The 17526-nt window shown below is 70.9% G+C and carries 12 protein-coding genes; 9 read left to right on the top strand and 3 right to left on the bottom strand.

Translation table 11 applies throughout. From position 1 onward, the window contains the following. Window positions 1-28: 28 nt before the first annotated feature. The 9 genes from Voc01_RS01775 to Voc01_RS01735 all read left to right on the top strand — a co-directional run bounded on the left by Voc01_RS01775 (window position 29) and on the right by Voc01_RS01735 (window position 13271). Window positions 29-1123 carry a cyanophycinase gene (locus Voc01_RS01775; protein WP_203925439.1) on the top strand — a complete coding sequence of 365 codons (1095 nt, stop codon included), beginning with the start codon at window positions 29-31 and terminating at the stop codon, window positions 1121-1123. 2 nt (window positions 1124-1125) lie between these two features. Further along, window positions 1126-3810, top strand: a complete 2685-nt coding sequence (gene cphA, locus Voc01_RS01770) for a cyanophycin synthetase (RefSeq protein WP_203925438.1) — start codon at window positions 1126-1128, stop codon at window positions 3808-3810. A 60-nt stretch (window positions 3811-3870) separates the two neighbouring features. Further along, on the top strand, window positions 3871-5487 hold the full coding sequence (locus tag Voc01_RS01765) for a serine/threonine-protein kinase (protein WP_203925437.1): 1617 nt from the start codon (window positions 3871-3873) through the stop codon (window positions 5485-5487). Window positions 5488-5616: 129 nt separating this feature from the next. Further along, a complete protein-coding gene (locus tag Voc01_RS01760) occupies window positions 5617-6849 on the top strand; it encodes an FHA domain-containing protein (RefSeq protein ID WP_203925436.1) in 1233 nt (410 codons plus the stop codon). Beyond that, window positions 6849-8933: a RecQ family ATP-dependent DNA helicase gene (locus tag Voc01_RS01755; RefSeq protein ID WP_203925435.1), complete on the top strand. Its 2085-nt coding sequence runs from the start codon at window positions 6849-6851 to the stop codon at window positions 8931-8933. Before Voc01_RS01760 ends, Voc01_RS01755 begins: the two co-directional genes overlap by 1 nt. A gap of 37 nt (window positions 8934-8970) precedes the next feature. Next, window positions 8971-9720, top strand: a complete 750-nt coding sequence (locus tag Voc01_RS01750; RefSeq protein ID WP_373873775.1) for a DUF8832 domain-containing protein — start codon at window positions 8971-8973, stop codon at window positions 9718-9720. 67 nt (window positions 9721-9787) lie between these two features. Then, window positions 9788-10513: a helix-turn-helix domain-containing protein gene (locus tag Voc01_RS01745; RefSeq protein ID WP_307781552.1), complete on the top strand. Its 726-nt coding sequence runs from the start codon at window positions 9788-9790 to the stop codon at window positions 10511-10513. A 67-nt stretch (window positions 10514-10580) separates the two neighbouring features. Next, on the top strand, window positions 10581-11057 hold the full coding sequence (locus tag Voc01_RS01740) for a hypothetical protein (protein WP_203925432.1): 477 nt from the start codon (window positions 10581-10583) through the stop codon (window positions 11055-11057). Window positions 11058-12209: 1152 nt separating this feature from the next. Further along, window positions 12210-13271 (top strand): S8 family serine peptidase, encoded by a 1062-nt coding sequence (locus Voc01_RS01735; RefSeq protein WP_203925431.1) that lies wholly within the window; start codon window positions 12210-12212, stop codon window positions 13269-13271. A gap of 7 nt (window positions 13272-13278) precedes the next feature. Here Voc01_RS01735 and Voc01_RS01730 read toward each other — a convergent pair whose 3' ends face one another. From Voc01_RS01730 to Voc01_RS01720, 3 genes are all read right to left on the bottom strand, one after another. Continuing rightward, window positions 13279-14412: a class I SAM-dependent methyltransferase gene (locus tag Voc01_RS01730; RefSeq protein WP_203925430.1), complete on the bottom strand. Its 1134-nt coding sequence runs from the start codon at window positions 14410-14412 to the stop codon at window positions 13279-13281. 17 nt (window positions 14413-14429) lie between these two features. Beyond that, on the bottom strand, window positions 14430-15308 hold the full coding sequence (locus tag Voc01_RS01725; protein ID WP_373873774.1) for an MBL fold metallo-hydrolase: 879 nt from the start codon (window positions 15306-15308) through the stop codon (window positions 14430-14432). Window positions 15309-15475: 167 nt separating this feature from the next. Next, window positions 15476-17107, bottom strand: coding sequence for a DEAD/DEAH box helicase (locus Voc01_RS01720; RefSeq protein WP_203925429.1), 1632 nt, complete (start codon window positions 17105-17107; stop codon window positions 15476-15478). Window positions 17108-17526: the final 419 nt, after the last annotated feature.

The following is a 17526-nucleotide window of genomic DNA, read 5'->3' as shown; positions in this document are numbered from 1 at the left end:
GCCGCTGTACGCGGATCCCGCACCTCCGATGACGTCGCGGCGACAACCGGCCAACCCGGGGCTCGCGCCCAAGCCGAACCGGCCCGCCCCGCCGGGCCAGGACCAGGTCGCGCCGCACCTCGGGCAGCCCGGTAGCGGGACGGCCCCGCGTGCCGTTCCGACCGCGCAGCCGCAGCAGGGGCCGTACCAGGCGGCCTCGCACGCGCCGGCCCGCGCGCCGCAGAAGGTGATCAGCCTGGCCCAGCAGCTCGCGGCACGGCCCGCGCAGCTGCGACCGGTCGCGGTACCGCCGCCGGTGGTGCCGGAGGAGACCACGGCCGGGTCGCTGCTGGTGATCGGCGGCGCCGAGCAGATGACCGCGCCGTCGGACACGATCCTGGGCAGGTTCGTGGAACTGGCCGGTGGCCGGTCCGCGCACATCGTGGTGATCGCGACGGCCAGCAGCGAGCCGCACGTCCGGGAGGTCGAGTACCAGCGGGTGTTCACGCGGCTCGGCGCGGGCCGGGTCACGCCGCTGCGCCTCGACGACCGCGAGCATGCCAGCAGCCCGGAGGCGGCCGCGGCCATCATGACCGCCACGGGCGTGTTCTTCACCGGCGGCGACCAGCGCCGGATCACCGCCGTCCTGGGCGGGTCGCGGGTCGACTCGGTGCTGCACAGCAGGGTTGCCGAGGGCATGGTGGTCGCCGGTACCAGCGCGGGCGCCGCGATGATGTCCGGCACGATGATCATCGGTGGCACGGAGGCCAGCGTCAGCACCGACGCGGTCCGTACCGCCCCCGGCCTCGAGTTCCTGCCCGGCGTGCTCATCGACATGCACTTCGCCAGCCGCGGGCGGCTCAACCGGCTGCTCAGCGCCGTCGCCATGTACCCGCACGAGCTCGGGCTGGGCATCGACGAGGACACCGCGATCCTCGTCACCGGCGACCGGTTCGAGGTGCTCGGCGCCGGCTCGGTCACCGTGATCGACGCCGGCCCCGCGGCCCGCATCGGCACACCTCTCGACGGCGACGGGCCCATCGCCGTGTACGGCATGCAGCTGCACGTGCTGCCCGCGGGCCACCAGTTCCACCTGACCGGGCGACGTCCCCTGCCGCCCGGCGTCCACCCCGAGGGGGCCTGAAGATGCGCATCGAAGCCACCCGCCGCCTGCGCGGTCCGAACGTCTATCTGGACCGGCCGGTCATGATCGCCCGGATGTACATGGAGGACCTCGGCGGTCGCGAGACCCACGAGCTTCCCCAGTTCAACCACACGCTCCTCACCACGCTGCCCGGTCTCGCCGACCATCACTGCGCGACCGGGGGGCCGGGCGGCTTCGTCTACCGGCTGGAGCACGGCACGTACTTCGGGCACGTCACCGAGCACGTGGCGATCGAGCTGTCGGTGCTGATCGGTCGTGAGATCAACTTCGGGCGGACCGTGGCCGCGCCCCCCGGGTACGACGTGGTGATCGAGTGCCCGGTGGAGGAGCCGCCGGACTGCCGCATCGGCGAGGACCTGCTGCAGCTCGCCGCCGACATCGTCCTCGAGATCATCGAGGGGTCGACCGCGCCGGCGGTCGCGGAGCGGCTCGCGCCGATCGCCGAGCGCTGGGAGAACGCCCGACCGGGCCCGACCACGTCGGCCATCGCCGCGGCCGCGTTCCTGCGCGGCCTCCCGGTGGAGCGGCTCGACGACCTGAGCCTGCTGCGGATCGGCTACGGCCGGCACCGGCGGCTGGTCTGGGCCGCGATGACCGACTCGACCTCGGCCATCGGGGTCGACATCGCCGGCGACAAGCAGCTCACCCGGCGGCTGCTGGCCGATGCCGCCGTGCCGGTTCCGCCCGGCGGCATCGCGACCACCGCCGAACAGGCGCTGGAGATCTTCCGGACCATCGGCGAGCCGGCCGTGGCCAAGCCGCGGCACGGTCGGCAGGGCAGCCACGTGCACCTCGGCCTGCGCACCGCCGACATGGTGCGGGCGGCGTTCCAGAGCGTCGTCTCGGCCGGCGAGAGCGAGGTGCTGATCGAGCGGCAGTTCGCCGGACGCGACTACCGGGTGCTCATGGTGCACGGCCAGCTGGTCGCGGCGGCCGAGCGGGTGCCCGCGCACGTGGTCGGCGACGGCATGAGCTCGATCAGCCAGCTCGTCGCCGTCGCGAACCGCGACCCGCGTCGCGGCGACGGCCACACCCGGTCCCTCACGAAGCTCAGCATCGACGACGCCCAGCTGCGCCGGATCGGCTACACCGCCGACGCGGTACCGGCCGACGGCGAACTGGTGTGGCTGCGCGCCAACGCGAACCTCTCGACCGGTGGCACCAGCCGTGACGTCACCGCGAGCGTCCATCCCGACGTCCGTGACCTCTGCGCCCGCGCCGCCGCGCAGATCGGACTGGACATCGCCGGCGTCGACCTGCGGCTGCCCGACATCTCCGCGCCGATGGCGCCGGACCGGCCGGCGGCCGACACCTGCGGAATCATCGAGATCAACGCGGCGCCCGGGCTGCGCATGCACCTGGAGCCCGCGGAGGGCCCGCCGCGGCCGGTCGCGACCGCGATCATGGACGCGCTGTACCCGTTCGACGCCACCGGCCGGATCCCGATCGTGTCGATCGCCGGCACCAACGGGAAGACGACGGTCGCCCGGCTGGTCGCGCACACGCTGTCGCGCTCGGGCCGGCACGTCGGGCTGACGACCACCGACGGCATCTACCTGAACGGCCGGCTCGCGCAGGCGGCCGACGCCAGTGGTCCCCGCTCGGCCCAGGTGGTGCTCGGTGACCCGGGCATCGACTGCGCCGTGCTGGAGACCGCCCGCGGCGGGCTGCTCCGTCAGGGTCTCGGCTACGACTGGTCCGACATCGGGGTGATCACCAACCTGTCGCCCGACCACCTCGGCCAGGACGGCGTCGAGACCATGGACGACATGGTCCACGTCAAGTCGCTCATCGCCGAGCGGGTGCGTGACGGCGGGACGCTCGTGCTCAACGCCGACGACGCGCTGGTACGCGACCTCATCGTGCGGCCACGGATCCGGGCGGCCCACAAGAACCTGGTGTGGTTCGGGCTGGACGCGCGGTCGCAGCTGATCGAGCGGCACGTGTCGAACGGCGGCACCGCGTACGTCATGTCGGACGGGTACCTGATGGAGCGGGCCGGCACCGTGACGACCCGGCTGCTCCCGGTCACCGACGTTCCGGGCGGGTTCGCCGGCGCCGCGCGGTTCGCGGCCGCGAACGCGCTCGCCGCCGCGGCCGCGGCAAGGGCGATGGGACTGGCGGTGAGCGAGATCGGCGAGGCGCTGGCCTCGTTCGACGCGGCGCACGACAACCCCGGCCGGGGCCAGTTGTTCGAGGTCGGCGGCGTGCACCTGCTGGTCGACTACGCACACAACCCGGCCGCGATCGCGGCGGTCGCCGGGCTGGTCGAGACGATCTGGGGCACCGAGCACGCGGTCGCGGCGGTCACGCTGCCGGGCGACCGGCGCGACGACCTGATCGCCGACTGCGCCCGTGCTGTCGCCGACGGCTTCCACCGGGTGGTCCTGTACGAGGACTGCGACCTGCGTGGCCGCGCCCACGGCGAGGTTGCGGAGATCGTCCGCGGCGAGATCGCGGCCCGGCGGCCGGAGCTCGCTGCCACCACGGTCACGACCGTGGCCGAGGCGGTGCCGGTCGCGCTGGCGATGGCGAACCCGGGCGACGTGGTCGTGATCCTGTACGAGGCACTCGGTCCGCTGCTCGAGGTGCTCGACACGCTCGGCGCACGCGCGGTCACCCAGCCGCGCGAACTCGCCCGGCTGCGGGCCGTCTCACACGTGTAGGTGCGAATCGAGACCATCGAGGTTGTGTAGGGCACCGGTCCCGGGGGCACGACAGATCCCATGGATGGGCTGGACTGCCTCGCGGGCCGGTACCGGCTGGTCGAGCGCCTCGGCGCCGGCGGCATGTCCGTGGTGTGGCGCGGCCATGACGACGTGCTCGGCCGCCCGGTCGCGGTGAAGCTGCTCGCGCCGAAGTTCTCCACCGACCCCGCGTCCCGGGAACGCATCCGCGCCGAGGCCCGCGCCGCCGCCCGGCTCAACCACCCGTACATCACCGACGTCTACGACTACGGCGAGTCCGAGGTCGACGGCCGCACCGTCCCGTTCGTGGTGATGGAGCTCGTCGAGGGCGAGCCGCTCGACGAGCTCCTGTCCGGGGGCGCGATGCCGTGGCGGGCCGCCGTCGAGCTGTGTTCGCAGGTCGCCGCCGCGCTCGCGGCGGTACACGAACGCGGGCTCGTGCACCGCGACGTGAAGCCGGCCAACATCATGCTCACCGCCACCGGCGCGAAGCTCGTCGACTTCGGTATCTCCGCCGAGGCCGGCGACACGTCGGAGAAGCCCGGCCAGGTCTACGGGACGCCCGCCTACCTCGCGCCGGAGCGCCTCGACGGCGGACCGGCCGACGCCGCGAGCGACGTGTACGCCCTCGGACTGGTGCTGTACAAGGCGTTGACCGGTGACCTTCCGTGGGACGCCGACACCACGACGCAGATGCTGCGGGCACACTGCTACGTCGATCCCACGCCGTTGCCGAAGATCGCGGGCCTGCCGGCCGTCGTGGCGAGCATGTGCCGGCGCAGCCTGTCGAAGCGGCCGACCATGCGGCCGTCGGCGGAGGAGATCGCCCGGACCCTCGCGTCGGTGACCGGTCTGCGGATCCCGGTCGTCACGCTCCCGGCGCGAGCGGACGCGAGCGCGGGTTCGCCGTCGGGCCTCCTGACGCAGACGCAGGCATTGCGCGTCCCCTTGCGCCTGAAGCTCTCCACGACGGTGGCCCGCCTTCGCGCGGCCCTACCACTTTCTGGGCCGCTCATGCGGCGGCCGCGACCGACCGCGGCCGGTGTGGGTGTGCTCGGCGTTGCGGCGGCCGTGGCGGCGTTCGGCGCGGTGTCGTGCGGCGGACCCGACACACCCGTCGCGCCGACCGCGCAGGCCGCCGTCGGCGCGGGTGCGGGAGACGCGGAACCGCCGGCGCCGCAACCGGGATGCCGGGTCGAGTACCGGACGCGCGTGGACACCGGTGGACAGTTCATTGTGGACCTGACGGTCGCGAACACCGGTTCTGCGGCGCTTCCCCAGTGGGCACTGGCGTTCGACTACGGCGGCGACCAGAAGATCCTGTCGGTGACCGGCGCTCAGTCCACACAGGACGGTGGCGCTGTGCGGCTGGACTCCTCGACGCCACTGGACGCCGGTGCGACCGCGACGGTGTCGCTGGTCGGCTCGTACGCGACCGGAAACCCGATGCCGAGCGGATTCGAGCTCGCCGGGTACCCGTGCACCCAACAGCTCGTCGGTGCCGCGGCACCGCCGCCGGTGGTGGTGACGGGTGGCGAAAAGACACCCGGCGGTCCCGCCGCCGGTGGACCCGCCGGCCCCGCCGCCGGTCCCAAGCCGGGCAAGGATCCCGCGCACGGCAATTCCGGCCCGGGAAAGGGCAAGAAGGACAGGTAACCGATGACGACGACGATGGCGATGGGGACGACCGACCGCTGACTGAACGTCCGACCCCTCCATGGGGAGCGTTTCCTCGTTTCCCTCGACCGCCTAGGGTGTTTGATGGCGTCGACGGGAGGAGGAACCGTGCGGTTCGAGGTCAGCCGGGTGATGGACACGGTCGAGCAGCGCCTGACCACTGATATCACGCTGGCGCAGGCGGTGGTTGATCTCGCCGACGTCGCACGGTTCCAGGAACTTGACGGTGGTAGACCGGTCAACCTGCTGCGGGTCGGCATGGTGCTCGACGCGTTGGCGCAGTACCTCCTCGACGGCGCCGCGATGTTGTATCCCGTCGCCGGTCGTGAACTGATCTCCGATCAGGCGCTCACGTCGAAGGAACGCATGGTGCTCGGCCGTTGGCTCGACAGCGGCCGCATCGAGGCGGTGCCGATGGTGGGCGACCGCGTGATCGAGGTCGCCGACTTCACCGGCATGCCGGTGATCGCCCGCCGGAACTACCGTCAGTACGCAGACCGGTTCCCGTGGCTCGGCGACAGCCCCGAGCGGGTGCTGCGGCTCGACCGGCGGCCCGGCAAGGCCGTGCTCATCCCTGGCGCCGAGCCCGACTCGGCACCCACGGGGAACGTGCGGAGCGTGGGCCGCTACGCCACCACCGCCGCGACGCCCGACACGGGCGACCGCGTGTTCCAGCCGCGCGCCCGCCAGCCCCAGACCAGGGTGAGCACCCGCGCCATCGAGCCGGCGGCCTCGCCCAGCAGCCTCGGCGCCACCCTGCTGGCCCGGTCGTGGCGGTGCTCGGAGGACCTGTGCCCGAGCTTCGGCGCCGACCGTGAGCTGGGCGAACCGGTGCCGCGGCTGCTCAAGGGCGTGCCGTCGTGCCCGCGGCACGAGCGTCCGCTCACCGATGCCGGCTCGCGGCCGGCCGAGTACCCGGTCGCGGTGGTGATCGAGGACACCGTGCGGCTGCGGTTCCCGGTCACGGCCGCCGCGCCCGTCCACGTGGGACGCGACGCCGACATCTCCCTGAAGCTGTGGCTGCACGAGGGCGCGTCGTCGTGGATCGCCGACCGGCATCTGACGCTGGAGATCATCGACAGCGGGCTCGTGGTCACCGGCGTCGGCGAGAACGGCACGGTGGTCTGGCACCGCGGCGGCCCGGGCGAGGCCGGCGAGTCGGTGCGCCTGTACGAGGGCCAGCGGTACGCGCTGGGCCGGCACGACAGCATCGAGCTGTACACCGGGGTCGAACTGGTGCCGGGCAACCGCCGCGTCGTCGGCGGGCCGGTGTCGGCCCGCGACGTGCTCTCGGTGCTCGCCGACGCGCCGACGGTGGCGCTTCGGGCACACTCGTCCTGATGACTTCTCTGCACGACTCCGCTCTGCACGACTCCGCCAGCGCTGTTCTTCGGCGTCTGGCCGGCGACTCCGCCGAGCTGCGGCCCGACCAGTGGGCGGCGATCTCCGCGCTGGTCTCCGAGCACCGGCGGGTGCTCTGCGTACAGCGCACCGGGTGGGGCAAGTCGGCGGTCTACTTCATCGCCACGTCGCTGCTGCGGGCACGGGGCGCCGGGCCGACGGTGATCGTCTCGCCGCTGCTGGCGCTGATGCGCAACCAGGTCGACGCGGCCGCCCGCGCCGGCATCCACGCCCGCACGATCAACTCGGCCAACCTCGACGAGTGGGACGACATCTCGGCCGCCGTCGCGGCGGGGACCGTGGACGTGCTGCTGATCAGCCCGGAGCGGCTGAACAATCCAGACTTCCGCGACAATGTCCTGCCGAAGCTGGCCTCCTCGGTGGGCCTCCTCGTGGTCGACGAGGCACACTGCGTCTCGGACTGGGGTCACGACTTCCGCCCCGACTACCGGCGGCTGCGGTCGCTGCTGTCCGGCCTGGCGCCCGACACTCCGGTGCTGGCCACCACCGCCACCGCCAACAGCCGGGTGACCGCCGATGTGGCGGAGCAGTTGGGTGACGCGCTGGTGCTGCGCGGGTCGCTCGACCGGGAGTCGCTGCGGCTGGGCGTGCTGCGCCTGCCGTCGCCCGCCCACCGGCTGGCGTGGCTCGCCGACCACCTTCCGTCGCTGACCGGCTCGGGCATCATCTACACGCTCACCGTCGCGGCCGCCGCCGACACCGCGGCCTTCCTCCGCGCCCGCGGCATCGCCGTGGCCGCCTACAGCGGACAGTCGGAGGACGCCGACCGGCGCGCTGCCGAGGACGACCTGCTCAACAACCGCATCAAGGCGCTCGTGGCCACGTCGGCGCTCGGGATGGGCTTCGACAAGCCCGACCTCGGTTTCGTGATCCACCTCGGCGCGCCGGCGTCTCCGATCGCCTACTACCAGCAGGTCGGGCGCGCGGGACGGGCCGTCTCCTCGGCCGACGTCCTCCTGCTGCCGGGGCCCGAGGACGAGGCGATCTGGCGGTACTTCGCGTCGCTGGCGTTCCCTCCGGCGGACCAGGTGCACAACGTGCTGTCCGTGCTGTCGGACAAGCCCCTGTCGACGCCGGCGCTGGAGGCGCGGGTCGAGCTCAAGCGCAGCCGGCTCGAGCTGATGCTCAAGGTGCTCGACGTCGACGGCGCGGTCCGCCGGGTCCGGGGCGGCTGGGTCGCCACCGGAGCGCCCTGGGAGCACGACTCGGCCCGGTACGCCCGCATCGACGCGGCCCGCGTCGCGGAGCAGGACTCGATGCGCTCGTACGCGCAGGGCTCCGTCGGCTGCCGGATGGAGTTCCTGCGCCGCTGCCTCGACGACCCGGGCGCGGCCCCGTGCGGGCGGTGCGACGGGTGCGCCGGCGAGTGGTATCCGACGTCCGTTTCTCCTGCCGCTCTCGATGTCGCTTCGTCGCACCTGGGGCGGACGGGTGTGGAGATCGCGGTCCGCAAGATGTGGCCGACGGGTCTCAACGCCGTGGGCGTGCCGTTGTCGGGGAAGATTCCGCCGTCGGAGCAGGCCGCACCCGGCCGGGCGGTGGGCCGGCTGTCCGACCTCGGGTGGGGAGACCGGTTGCGGCGCGCGGTCAGCGCCGACGCGCCGGTGCCCGACGAGGTGTTCTCCGGCGTGGTGTCGTCGCTCGCGGCCTGGGCCCGCGGCGACGACGCCTGGCCGGCGCGTCCCACGTCGGTGGTGTTCGTGGCGTCGCGGTCGCGGCCGTCGCTGGTGACGTCGTTGGCGTCGCGGATCGGTGCGGTGGGACGGCTGCCCGTGCTCGGCTCGGTGGAGGTCATGGCGACGCTGTCGTCGAGTGTCAACAGCGCCCAGCGGGTGCGGGGACTGTACGACTCGATCGCGTTGCCGGCGCTGTCCTTCGACGGCCCTGTGCTGCTCGTCGACGACTTCGTCGACAGCGGGTGGACGATGGCGATGTGTGCCCGGGCGCTGCGGCTGGCCGGTGCGCCGATGGTGCTGCCGTTCGCGTTGGCACTGAACGGGTAGACCCGTGGATCCCGTCGCCCGGCGAGGGGCCGTGTTCATGGTCGGTGTGCTGCTGGCGCTGTTCTGCGGGTACTTCGTGGGGAAGGGGTCGGTTCCCCGTCCCGCGCCCGCGCCGGCCGACCACGCGCATGCGGGTCCCGAATATTCGTTGGCTCTCGAAGCGTCGGACTTTCCTCTGGGCTCCGCCCGCGACCTGCGGTTCCGGGTGGTCGGTGCGGCCGGCGAGACGGTGACGGACTTCGCGGTCAGGCACGACGAGCGGATGCACGTGGTGGTCGTGCGGTCGGATCTGACCGGGTACCAGCACCTGCATCCGTCGATGGGTCCGGACGGGACGTGGTCGGTTCCGCTGACGCTGGGCGCGCCGGGTACGTGGCGGGTGTTCGCCGACTTCGCCGCTGGCGGGGTCGATGCCGTTGCCGGTTCGTTCGTGTCGGTGGCGGGTGCGTTTTCGCCGGTTCCGCTGGGCCCGGCCATTTTGGGCATTTCGGGTGTTTCGGTGACCGTCGAGGGTGGCTTGCGTGCGGGCGGCACGGAGCCGCTGACCCTGCGGGTCTCGACCGGACCGCTGGCCCGGTATCTCGGTGCGTACGGGCACCTCGTGCTGGTGCGGACCGGCGACCTGGCGTTCGTGCACGTGCACCCGGAGGACGCGGCCCGCGCGGACGGGCGCGAGGTGCGGTTCTGGGTCACGCCACCCGGTCCCGGAACCTACCGTGCGTTCTTCGACTTCTCGATCGGCGGCGTCCTGCGGACGGCCGAATTCACGCTGAACTGCACTTTGTAGTAACCCGTCACCGGGTTATCCACAGCTCTCAAGTCACCCTGGTGCGGCCGGTCTGCCGCGGTGCACGATGTCCCGCATGTCGACGGCCAGCCTGGCTTCGAGGCTCGGGTGGAGATTCCACAACGAGCGCCTGCGTCGGCGCATGAGCCAGGCTCGCGTCGCCGAGATCCTGCACGTCAGCCAGCAGTGGGTGTCCCAGGTCGAGCGCGGTGTCCGGGCACCCACCGCCGACGTCATCGAGCGCCTGTTCGCGATCCTCGACCTGAAGGTGACTGTCGACGTGGAACCCATCGGCCCCGACCTGGTAGCCCTCGACGACGAGATAGACGACGTCCTGTCGCTGTCCGACGACGACCGCCTCGCCGTCGTCGACTCGTTCCACCTCGCATTCGACGAGTTGGCGACGGTCCCGTGGGTCCTGTCCGGCCGGCTGGGCGCGTTCGTCCAGGGTGCGCCCGTGCGCGTGGTCCGGCTCGACCTGGCCGTGGCCGAACCCGACCTCGACCTGCTGGCGGCGGTCTTCGACTCCCGTTCGTGCGACCGCTGGAACGAACGCCTGACGGACTACTACGGAGCCGCCGTGCACCCACGCCTGCCGGGCCCGATGCGCTGGCTTCTGGGTCCGAACGAGCTGTGGCTCGAGGTCACCAACCGTCTGCCCCCGTCGATCACCGTCGCCGCGGCCGGCCGCTACCTCCCCGTCCGCCCCCTGGCCGACATCGAAGCCCGCTATCCCAGCGTCGCCCAGATCATGCGCCGAACCCGTACCCGCACCCGGGTCATCCACAGCTAGCAATCACCTAGTTACACACGGCCGACGAATCGGCTAGATTTGGCGCCGCGGATCTGGGGAGGCTCGCATGCCAGAATTCGACGACCCGGCCAGCTCGGTCCCCGGGCTGACCGCCATCGACGTCGACGTCAGTGGCCTGGACACGTTCGCCGGCTCCATCGAGGGTGAGCTCCGGGCCAACTACGAACCGCAGGCCATCGGCCTGATGAGGATCTACCAGACGGGTTCCTACTTCGGAATGGGCCACGAGAGCCCCGACGTGCAGGCTGCCCGTGAGCGCTACACGTCCTGCCTGCAGGCGGCCGTGAACCAGTTGGCCGGCTACGCCAACGCCACACAGATCCTGGTCGAAGCCGCCCGTATGGTCGCGACCCGCTACCGGGGCACCGACGCCATGACCGCCGCCAGGTACCTGGAGGTCCAGGCCGCCCTGGACGAAGCCCGTGCGGCTGCCGCCGCCGCGGTCTCCGCCGCCGACCGTGCCGCGACCGGCCAGCCGGATCCGCTCTCTGTCCCCTCGGGTGGGCAGGTGCGCTTTGAGTGAGGGAACCTGGGCCGGCCGCAGCGTGCCCCAGATGTGGGCCTCCGCCCAGGCCGCCGACACCCAGACCGCGTGGCAGCAGGTCAACGCCTGGCGGCGAACCCACGACCTGCTCCTCCATCACGCCGGTCGCCTGAAAGCCTGCGCCGACGAGCTGAGTTACGCGTGGCCCCCGGGCAAGAGCCCCGCCGCCCAGGCCTTCATCGAGCACATCACCCAGCTGAGGACGGCGATCCTCCAGGCCAGCCTCGATGCGGCAACCAACTACTCGGCAATCGCCGGCGTCCTGTCCAGCCTGTCCTCCGCCAAGGCCGACATGGCTGAACTGATGCAGGAGTGGGAGTCCTACGCGAATGCGCCTACGGCTGAACAGGCCCGCCGCGTTTCACTGGGTGACTCGAATTCCCCGGAGGGTCTGAACGCACGTGCCCGAATCCGCATGTCCCAGAACGACCAGGAAGTCCTGGAATCTTCCCGGCGGCTCGTTCAACTATCTCCGCCAGGTGAGCAGCCGATCTGGACCAAGGATCCGATAGGCGGCGCATCACAGAGCGCTGCGCAGTCGGGGAACGGTCGGAGTAAGCGGACGGCTGCGATGACAACGCGATTGACGCCGCCTTCTGTTGAGTCAACCGGCGCGATTGATGGTCATCCGGGCCTCGCCGGGTCTACGGTATCGCCGAAGCCGGTGGGATCCTCGGATTCGCTCCCGGCAAGGGTGGAACCGAGTGCCTTGCCGGGTGCGGCGCCGTCGTCGATTTCTACCGTCGGTCCCAGGGGTATGGGTTCGATACCCCTTCCCTCGGCTCAGCCAGAGATTGGAAGGGTGGCACGAGTCGGTGGCAGCGCCGGGCACGCTGCAAGCGGAACGGCGCCGTTCCCTCCAGTCACGGGCCTAGGCCGGCCACAGGCAAAGGTCAATCCTGTTGGTGGTGTGATAGAGGCAAATCGGTCAGCGGTACCAGCCTCCGCGTTTCCGTTGATGGGAGGTGCTCGCGGTGGAGCTGGTGACCGTCATGTTCCCCCAGCGCCACTGACCATGGTGTGGGAGGTGCCGGAGGACGTTAGTCCGGTCATCGAGCCAGCGGCAGAAGTGCCCTTTGACCTTGGGCCAGGCGTGATCGGAATCGATCGGTGATCGCAGCGTTTCGTTTCATGTCGCTCTGGATTGTCACGTCGGTGGCCGTTCAGCTGTTATCGCCAGGTGCTGCAGCCGCAGACAGCATTAGAGATGCGCAATGGCACTTACCGTTTCTCCGGATAAGTGAGACACATTCGATCTCATTGGGTGATCGCGTGACGGTTGCCGTGGTTGATACCGGAGTTGATGCCTCACATCCTGACCTGGCCAATGCGGTCGGTAGTGGATCGGTCGTGAATGGTGTCGGGGATGGCCGTACCGATTCCAACGGACATGGGACCTCGATGGCTGGACTGATAGCCGCTAGGGGACAACAAGATGTAGTCGGTGCATTAGGTGTGGCGCCACGCGCCGTCATCATTCCGATCGCGATTCCTGACTACGGACCATCATCCGTTTCGGCTGGTATCGATCAAGCGGTGGTGATGGGCGCAAAAATAATCTGCCTAGCGCTGACGTCTAGCGATGATCGTTTGCTGGAGACCGCCATACAGCGGGCATTGCAGGAGGATATCGTTGTTGTAGCCGGAGTTGGTAACCGGCCGAGCGTAGGCGTTCAGGTACCCGCGAACTATGCAGGCGTCGTTGCGGCGGTTGGTATTGATCAAGCCGGAAATCACGCAGATATCTCAGTGGCAGGTCCCGAGGCAATGCTCGCGGCGCCAGCGGTGGATATTGTTTCTACAGATAGAGCACGCGGTTACGCTAAGGGCACCGGGACAAGCGCATCTACGGCAATTATTGCTGGGGTGGCTGCTCTCGTGCGTTCGAGATTTCCTGAACTCAAGGCGACAGAAGTTGTTCACCGGATGACAGCGACGGCGATCGACCGGGGACCCCCAGGGCGCGACAGGGAATACGGATTCGGGATCGTCAACCCCGTGGCCGCACTCACAGCCGACGTGCCACCGCTTTCCGCGGAATTATCTCCGAGTCCAAGCCGCGCGGTCGGCCAATCGGATCCTCCCGCTGGCGGTGCCGGGGGTCTTGGCGCTTTGGTGGCGGCCCTCGTCGTCGTGGCAGGGTTGGCTACCGTGGTGGGGGCCGTGGTGCTACTGAGCCGCCGTGCTAGATAGATGAGCCTTATCGGAGAAGTTCCTCCAACCGAGGCATCACCCCCCACGACTTTGTCAGCCCCTCGTACTCGGCACGCTGCGCATCCGTAGCCGCCACCCCCGAATAAGAAGCCCGAATCAACAGATTCCGGGGCGTATGCACAGAGTCCACAAACTCGACAACCTCCACCCTGTACCCCCACAGCCTCAACAAAGAAGCCCGCAAACCATCCGTCAACACATCCGCGAACCGTTCCCTCAAAATCCCGTAACGTGTCACCAACCCATAAGGCTCCGGCGCTTCCCCCCGCCGCAGTTGGGCAGCCACGTCGTGATGACAGCAAGGCGCGGCCAGGACCCACTTGGAACGCCAGCCCACCGCCCGGGCCAGGGCTTCGTCGGTTGCGGTGTCGCAAGCGTGCAGCGCCAGTACCAGATCGGCCCCGTCCACCGGGGCATCCAGGATGGTCCCAGCGACGAACGTGACCCGGTCACCCCAACCCAGGGACTCGGCCACCTTCGAGTTCCGCTCTCGCTGGTCGTCCCGGACGTCGACCCCGGTGACCGTCACGTCCAGACCGAGCCCGGAAAGGTACCGGTAGGTGGCAAACGTCAGATACGCGTTCCCGCAGCCGAGATCGACGATCCGCAACGGGGAGAAGGAGAGGTCGACCGTGGCTTCCAGGGAACGCAGGAACGCGTCCACCTGGCGGCGCTTCGCCGCGGTGGCACCGAGGACGGTGAACAGCGGGTCGTCGGGGGCGATCAGGTGTGAAGGGGACCGGTCGTGAGCGGAGGCAGGAGAACAAGAAGAGGAGGAGGAGACGTGGACCTGCGCCTCACCGCGCTTGGTGACCCGCAACTGCAGGGTCTCCGTCGTCGTCTCGACGTGCCAGTTGCCGAACGGCTCCGCCAACAGCGCGTCCACGGCGGCGGACAGTTCTTCTCCCGGCAGCACGTTCCGCACCGTCGGCCGGCTGCCGTCGTTCGTCATCACCTGCACGCGTTGGCCGGCCTTCAGCGTCACCGGACGAACCTCCGCACGCACGAGGCCCGCGGGCAGCCCGCGACGCCGGCCGGCCGCCACCGCGCGGACCAGATGATCAGCGTCCAGCAGTCGGTCGCGGACACGCAGCAGGGCGGCATCGAGGGCTTCAGGCATCCGTCAAGCGTGCCAGGTCACGGAGACAGGGCCCGCGACTCACCCACCGCCAACGTCCAGAGATCATCCGGGGGACGGCCTGCCTCGGCCCACGCGCGCTGGGCCTCCGCCATCGGGGCCAGCAACGGCTCCGCGGACAGCACGAACGTCCCCCAGTGCATCGTCGCCATGCGGGGAGCGCCCAGGTCGACGCATGCCTGGACCGCCTCCGCGGGGTTGCAGTGCATCGGGCGCATGAACCAGCGGGGCTCGTAGGCCCCGACCGGGAGCAGGGCGAGATCGATGTCCGGATGCCGGGCGCCGATCTCGCGGAACCAGTGTCCGTAGCCGGTGTCGCCAGCGAAGTAGATCTTGGAGCCCGAAACCGAGGAGCCCGAAACCGAGGAGCCCGAAACCGAGGAGCCCGGAACCGAGGAGCCCGGAACGGAGAAGATCCATCCACCCCAGAGGGTCTTGCACGTGTCGGTCAGCCCGCGACGGCTCCAGTGGTGCGCGGGCACGAACTCGACGGTCACCCCGTCGAGCGGGCGGGACTCCCACCAGTCCAGTTCGACGACGTCGCGGAAGCCGCGCGACCGGAACCACGCGCCGAGCATCGCGGGCACGAACACCGGCGTGTCGCGTGGGAGGCGCCGGATCGTCGGCGCGTCGAGGTGGTCGTAGTGGTTGTGGCTGATGACCACGGCGTCGATTTGCGGCAACGCCTCCCAGGGCAGCCCCGGCGGGGTCACCCGGGCCGGCGTGCCCGGGATGCGCCGCGACCACACCGGATCGGTCAGGATCACCTTCCCGCCGATCTGCACCACGTACGTGGCGTGCCCCACCCAGGTCACGCCGGTCTCCAACGAAGGGAGCGACCCGGACACGGAACGCGGAATGCGAACGGCATCAGCCATCGACACCGGAGCCGACCGGCGCTCGCGCATCATCCGGAACACTGCGGCTGGACCGGGCAGCGGCTCGGTGAGCCGGTCGGCGAACGTCGCCGGCCAGTCGCGGCCGCCATGGGTACGGCGCCGGCGGGCGAGCTCGCGCCCGACCCGCCGGGGATCGAACGCGCCGCTCACTCCTGCGGCGGCGGGGCCGCCACGCGCCGCCGCCTCCGCCGGGCGCGGGGTGCGGCCGCCTCGGCCGCGCCACCAGCGCCCGCTGCGGCTGCGTCGCCAGCGGCGCCAGTGCTCGCGGTGCCGGCGCTCGCATCGCCAGCGGCGGGGGCGCCGTCGGTGGTCACGGCCGTCGCCGTCTCGCTGCCGTCGAGCTTGCGCCTTCTGCGGTTACGCGCTTTGCCCTCGCCGGCTACGGTCGATCCTTCCGGTAGCGGGTCGGCGGCTCTGCGGGTCCCGGAACGACCCGGACGCGAGCGGCGACGCCCGCGACCGGCCTTGCCCTCGACATCCTCCAGAACCTCGGCGGACAGCCCGGCGCGCGTGCGGTCGGCCGTGGGCAGGGTGGCGCCGGCGTCCTCCGGGATGTCGAGGTCGCTGAACAGCCACGCCGAGGTGTGGTAGGTCTCCGGCGGCTCGGGCTTGTCGAGCTGGAGCGACTTGTCGATCAACTGCCAGCGGGCGAGGTCTTCCCAGTCGACGAACGTGACCGCCACACCGGTGGCGCCGGCCCGGCCGGTGCGCCCGATGCGGTGGACGTAGGTGTCGGCGTCCTCGGGGCAGTCGTAGTTGATCACGTGGGTGACGCCGGTGACGTCGAGGCCGCGGGCCGCCACGTCGGTCGCGACCAGAATGTCGATCTTGCCGGCCCGGAAGGCGCGGAGGGCCCGCTCGCGGGAGCCCTGACCCAGGTCGCCGTGGACGGCGGCCACCGCGAACCCGCGGAAGTCGAGCTCCTCCTGGAGCCGGTCGGCGGCCCGCTTGGTGCGGGTGAACACCATCGTGAGACCGCGCCCGCGCGCCTGGAGGATGCGCGTGACCACCTCGACCTTGTTCAGCGAGTGGGTGCGGTACACGAGCTGCTCGGTGAGCGGCGACGGGCCGGTGTTCACGTCGTGCCCGGCGTGCACGGTCATCGGCTGGTGCATGAAACGCCTGGCCAGCGCCACGATCGGGTCGGGCATGGTGGCCGAGAACAGCATCGTCTGCCGCTCGGCGGGCAGCATGGCGAGGATCTTCTCGACGTCTTCGAGGAAGCCGAGGTCGAGCATGCGGTCGGCCTCGTCGAGCACGAGGGCCCGGACGCCGTCGAACTTGAGCTGCTTGCTCTTGGCCAGGTCGAGCAGGCGGCCGGGGGTGCCGACCACGATCTCGACGCCGCGGGTGAGCGCCGCGGTCTGCGGCTCGTAGGCCACGCCGCCGTAGACCGGAAGCACCCGCACACCGCGGGTGGCGCCTGCCGCGGCGATGTCGCGCGCGACCTGCAGGCCGAGCTCCCGGGTCGGTACGACCACGAGTGCCTGCGGGCGGCCGGTGGCACCCTCGGCGGGCGAGATCACCCGTTCGAGGAGCGGAATGCCGAAGCCGAGGGTCTTGCCCGTGCCGGTCGGCGCCTGGCCGATGAGGTCGGCGCCGCGCATGCCGATCGGCACGGCGTACTGCTGGATCGCGAACGCGCGCTCGATGCCGGCCGCGGCCAGCGCGGCGACGGTCTCGGAGCGAACGCCCAGCTCGGTGAAGGTGGGATCGTCGGAACGGACGGGAGCGTCAGCCGCCAACGCTTCGGCGGCCTCTGTCGGTTCGATCGTCATGGAGTTGTCGGGGTGTCTCTCTCGCGGGAGCGCCCGACCGGTATCGGTGCGCTCGGTTTTCGCCGGCGCGCGCTGTGCAGCGCTGCTTTCACGCGGCGCCACCCGTGGTACAGGTGGGCGGCACTGCGCCGGAGGGCCGCGGGGCGCGGCCCGGTTCGACAGGCGCGGGGTTCCCGCCGGATGCGGGCCCTCTCGCGCGGCACCACGCCTCACGATGGAGCAGGCGCGGTACGAGCATTTCTGCACATGGTACCTGGCCAAACCGATCAACGTGGCATCGCCGCGCGGATGGGGGAGCGCTCTCTGGGGTGCGGGTCGGTGAGCAGAGGGGTGCAGACGGGGTAGCGCCCGCTATGGGACCGCGGCAGCGGGCGAAACGGGGCAACCCGCTGCTCCCGGCACCCCGACGTGGGTCGGCA

The organism is Virgisporangium ochraceum (assembly GCF_016863655.1).
GTDB classification, from domain to species: domain Bacteria; phylum Actinomycetota; class Actinomycetes; order Mycobacteriales; family Micromonosporaceae; genus Virgisporangium; species Virgisporangium ochraceum.
The sequence above is the reverse complement of the archived record's forward strand: the minus strand, read 5'-3'. Positions and strand labels throughout refer to the sequence as shown.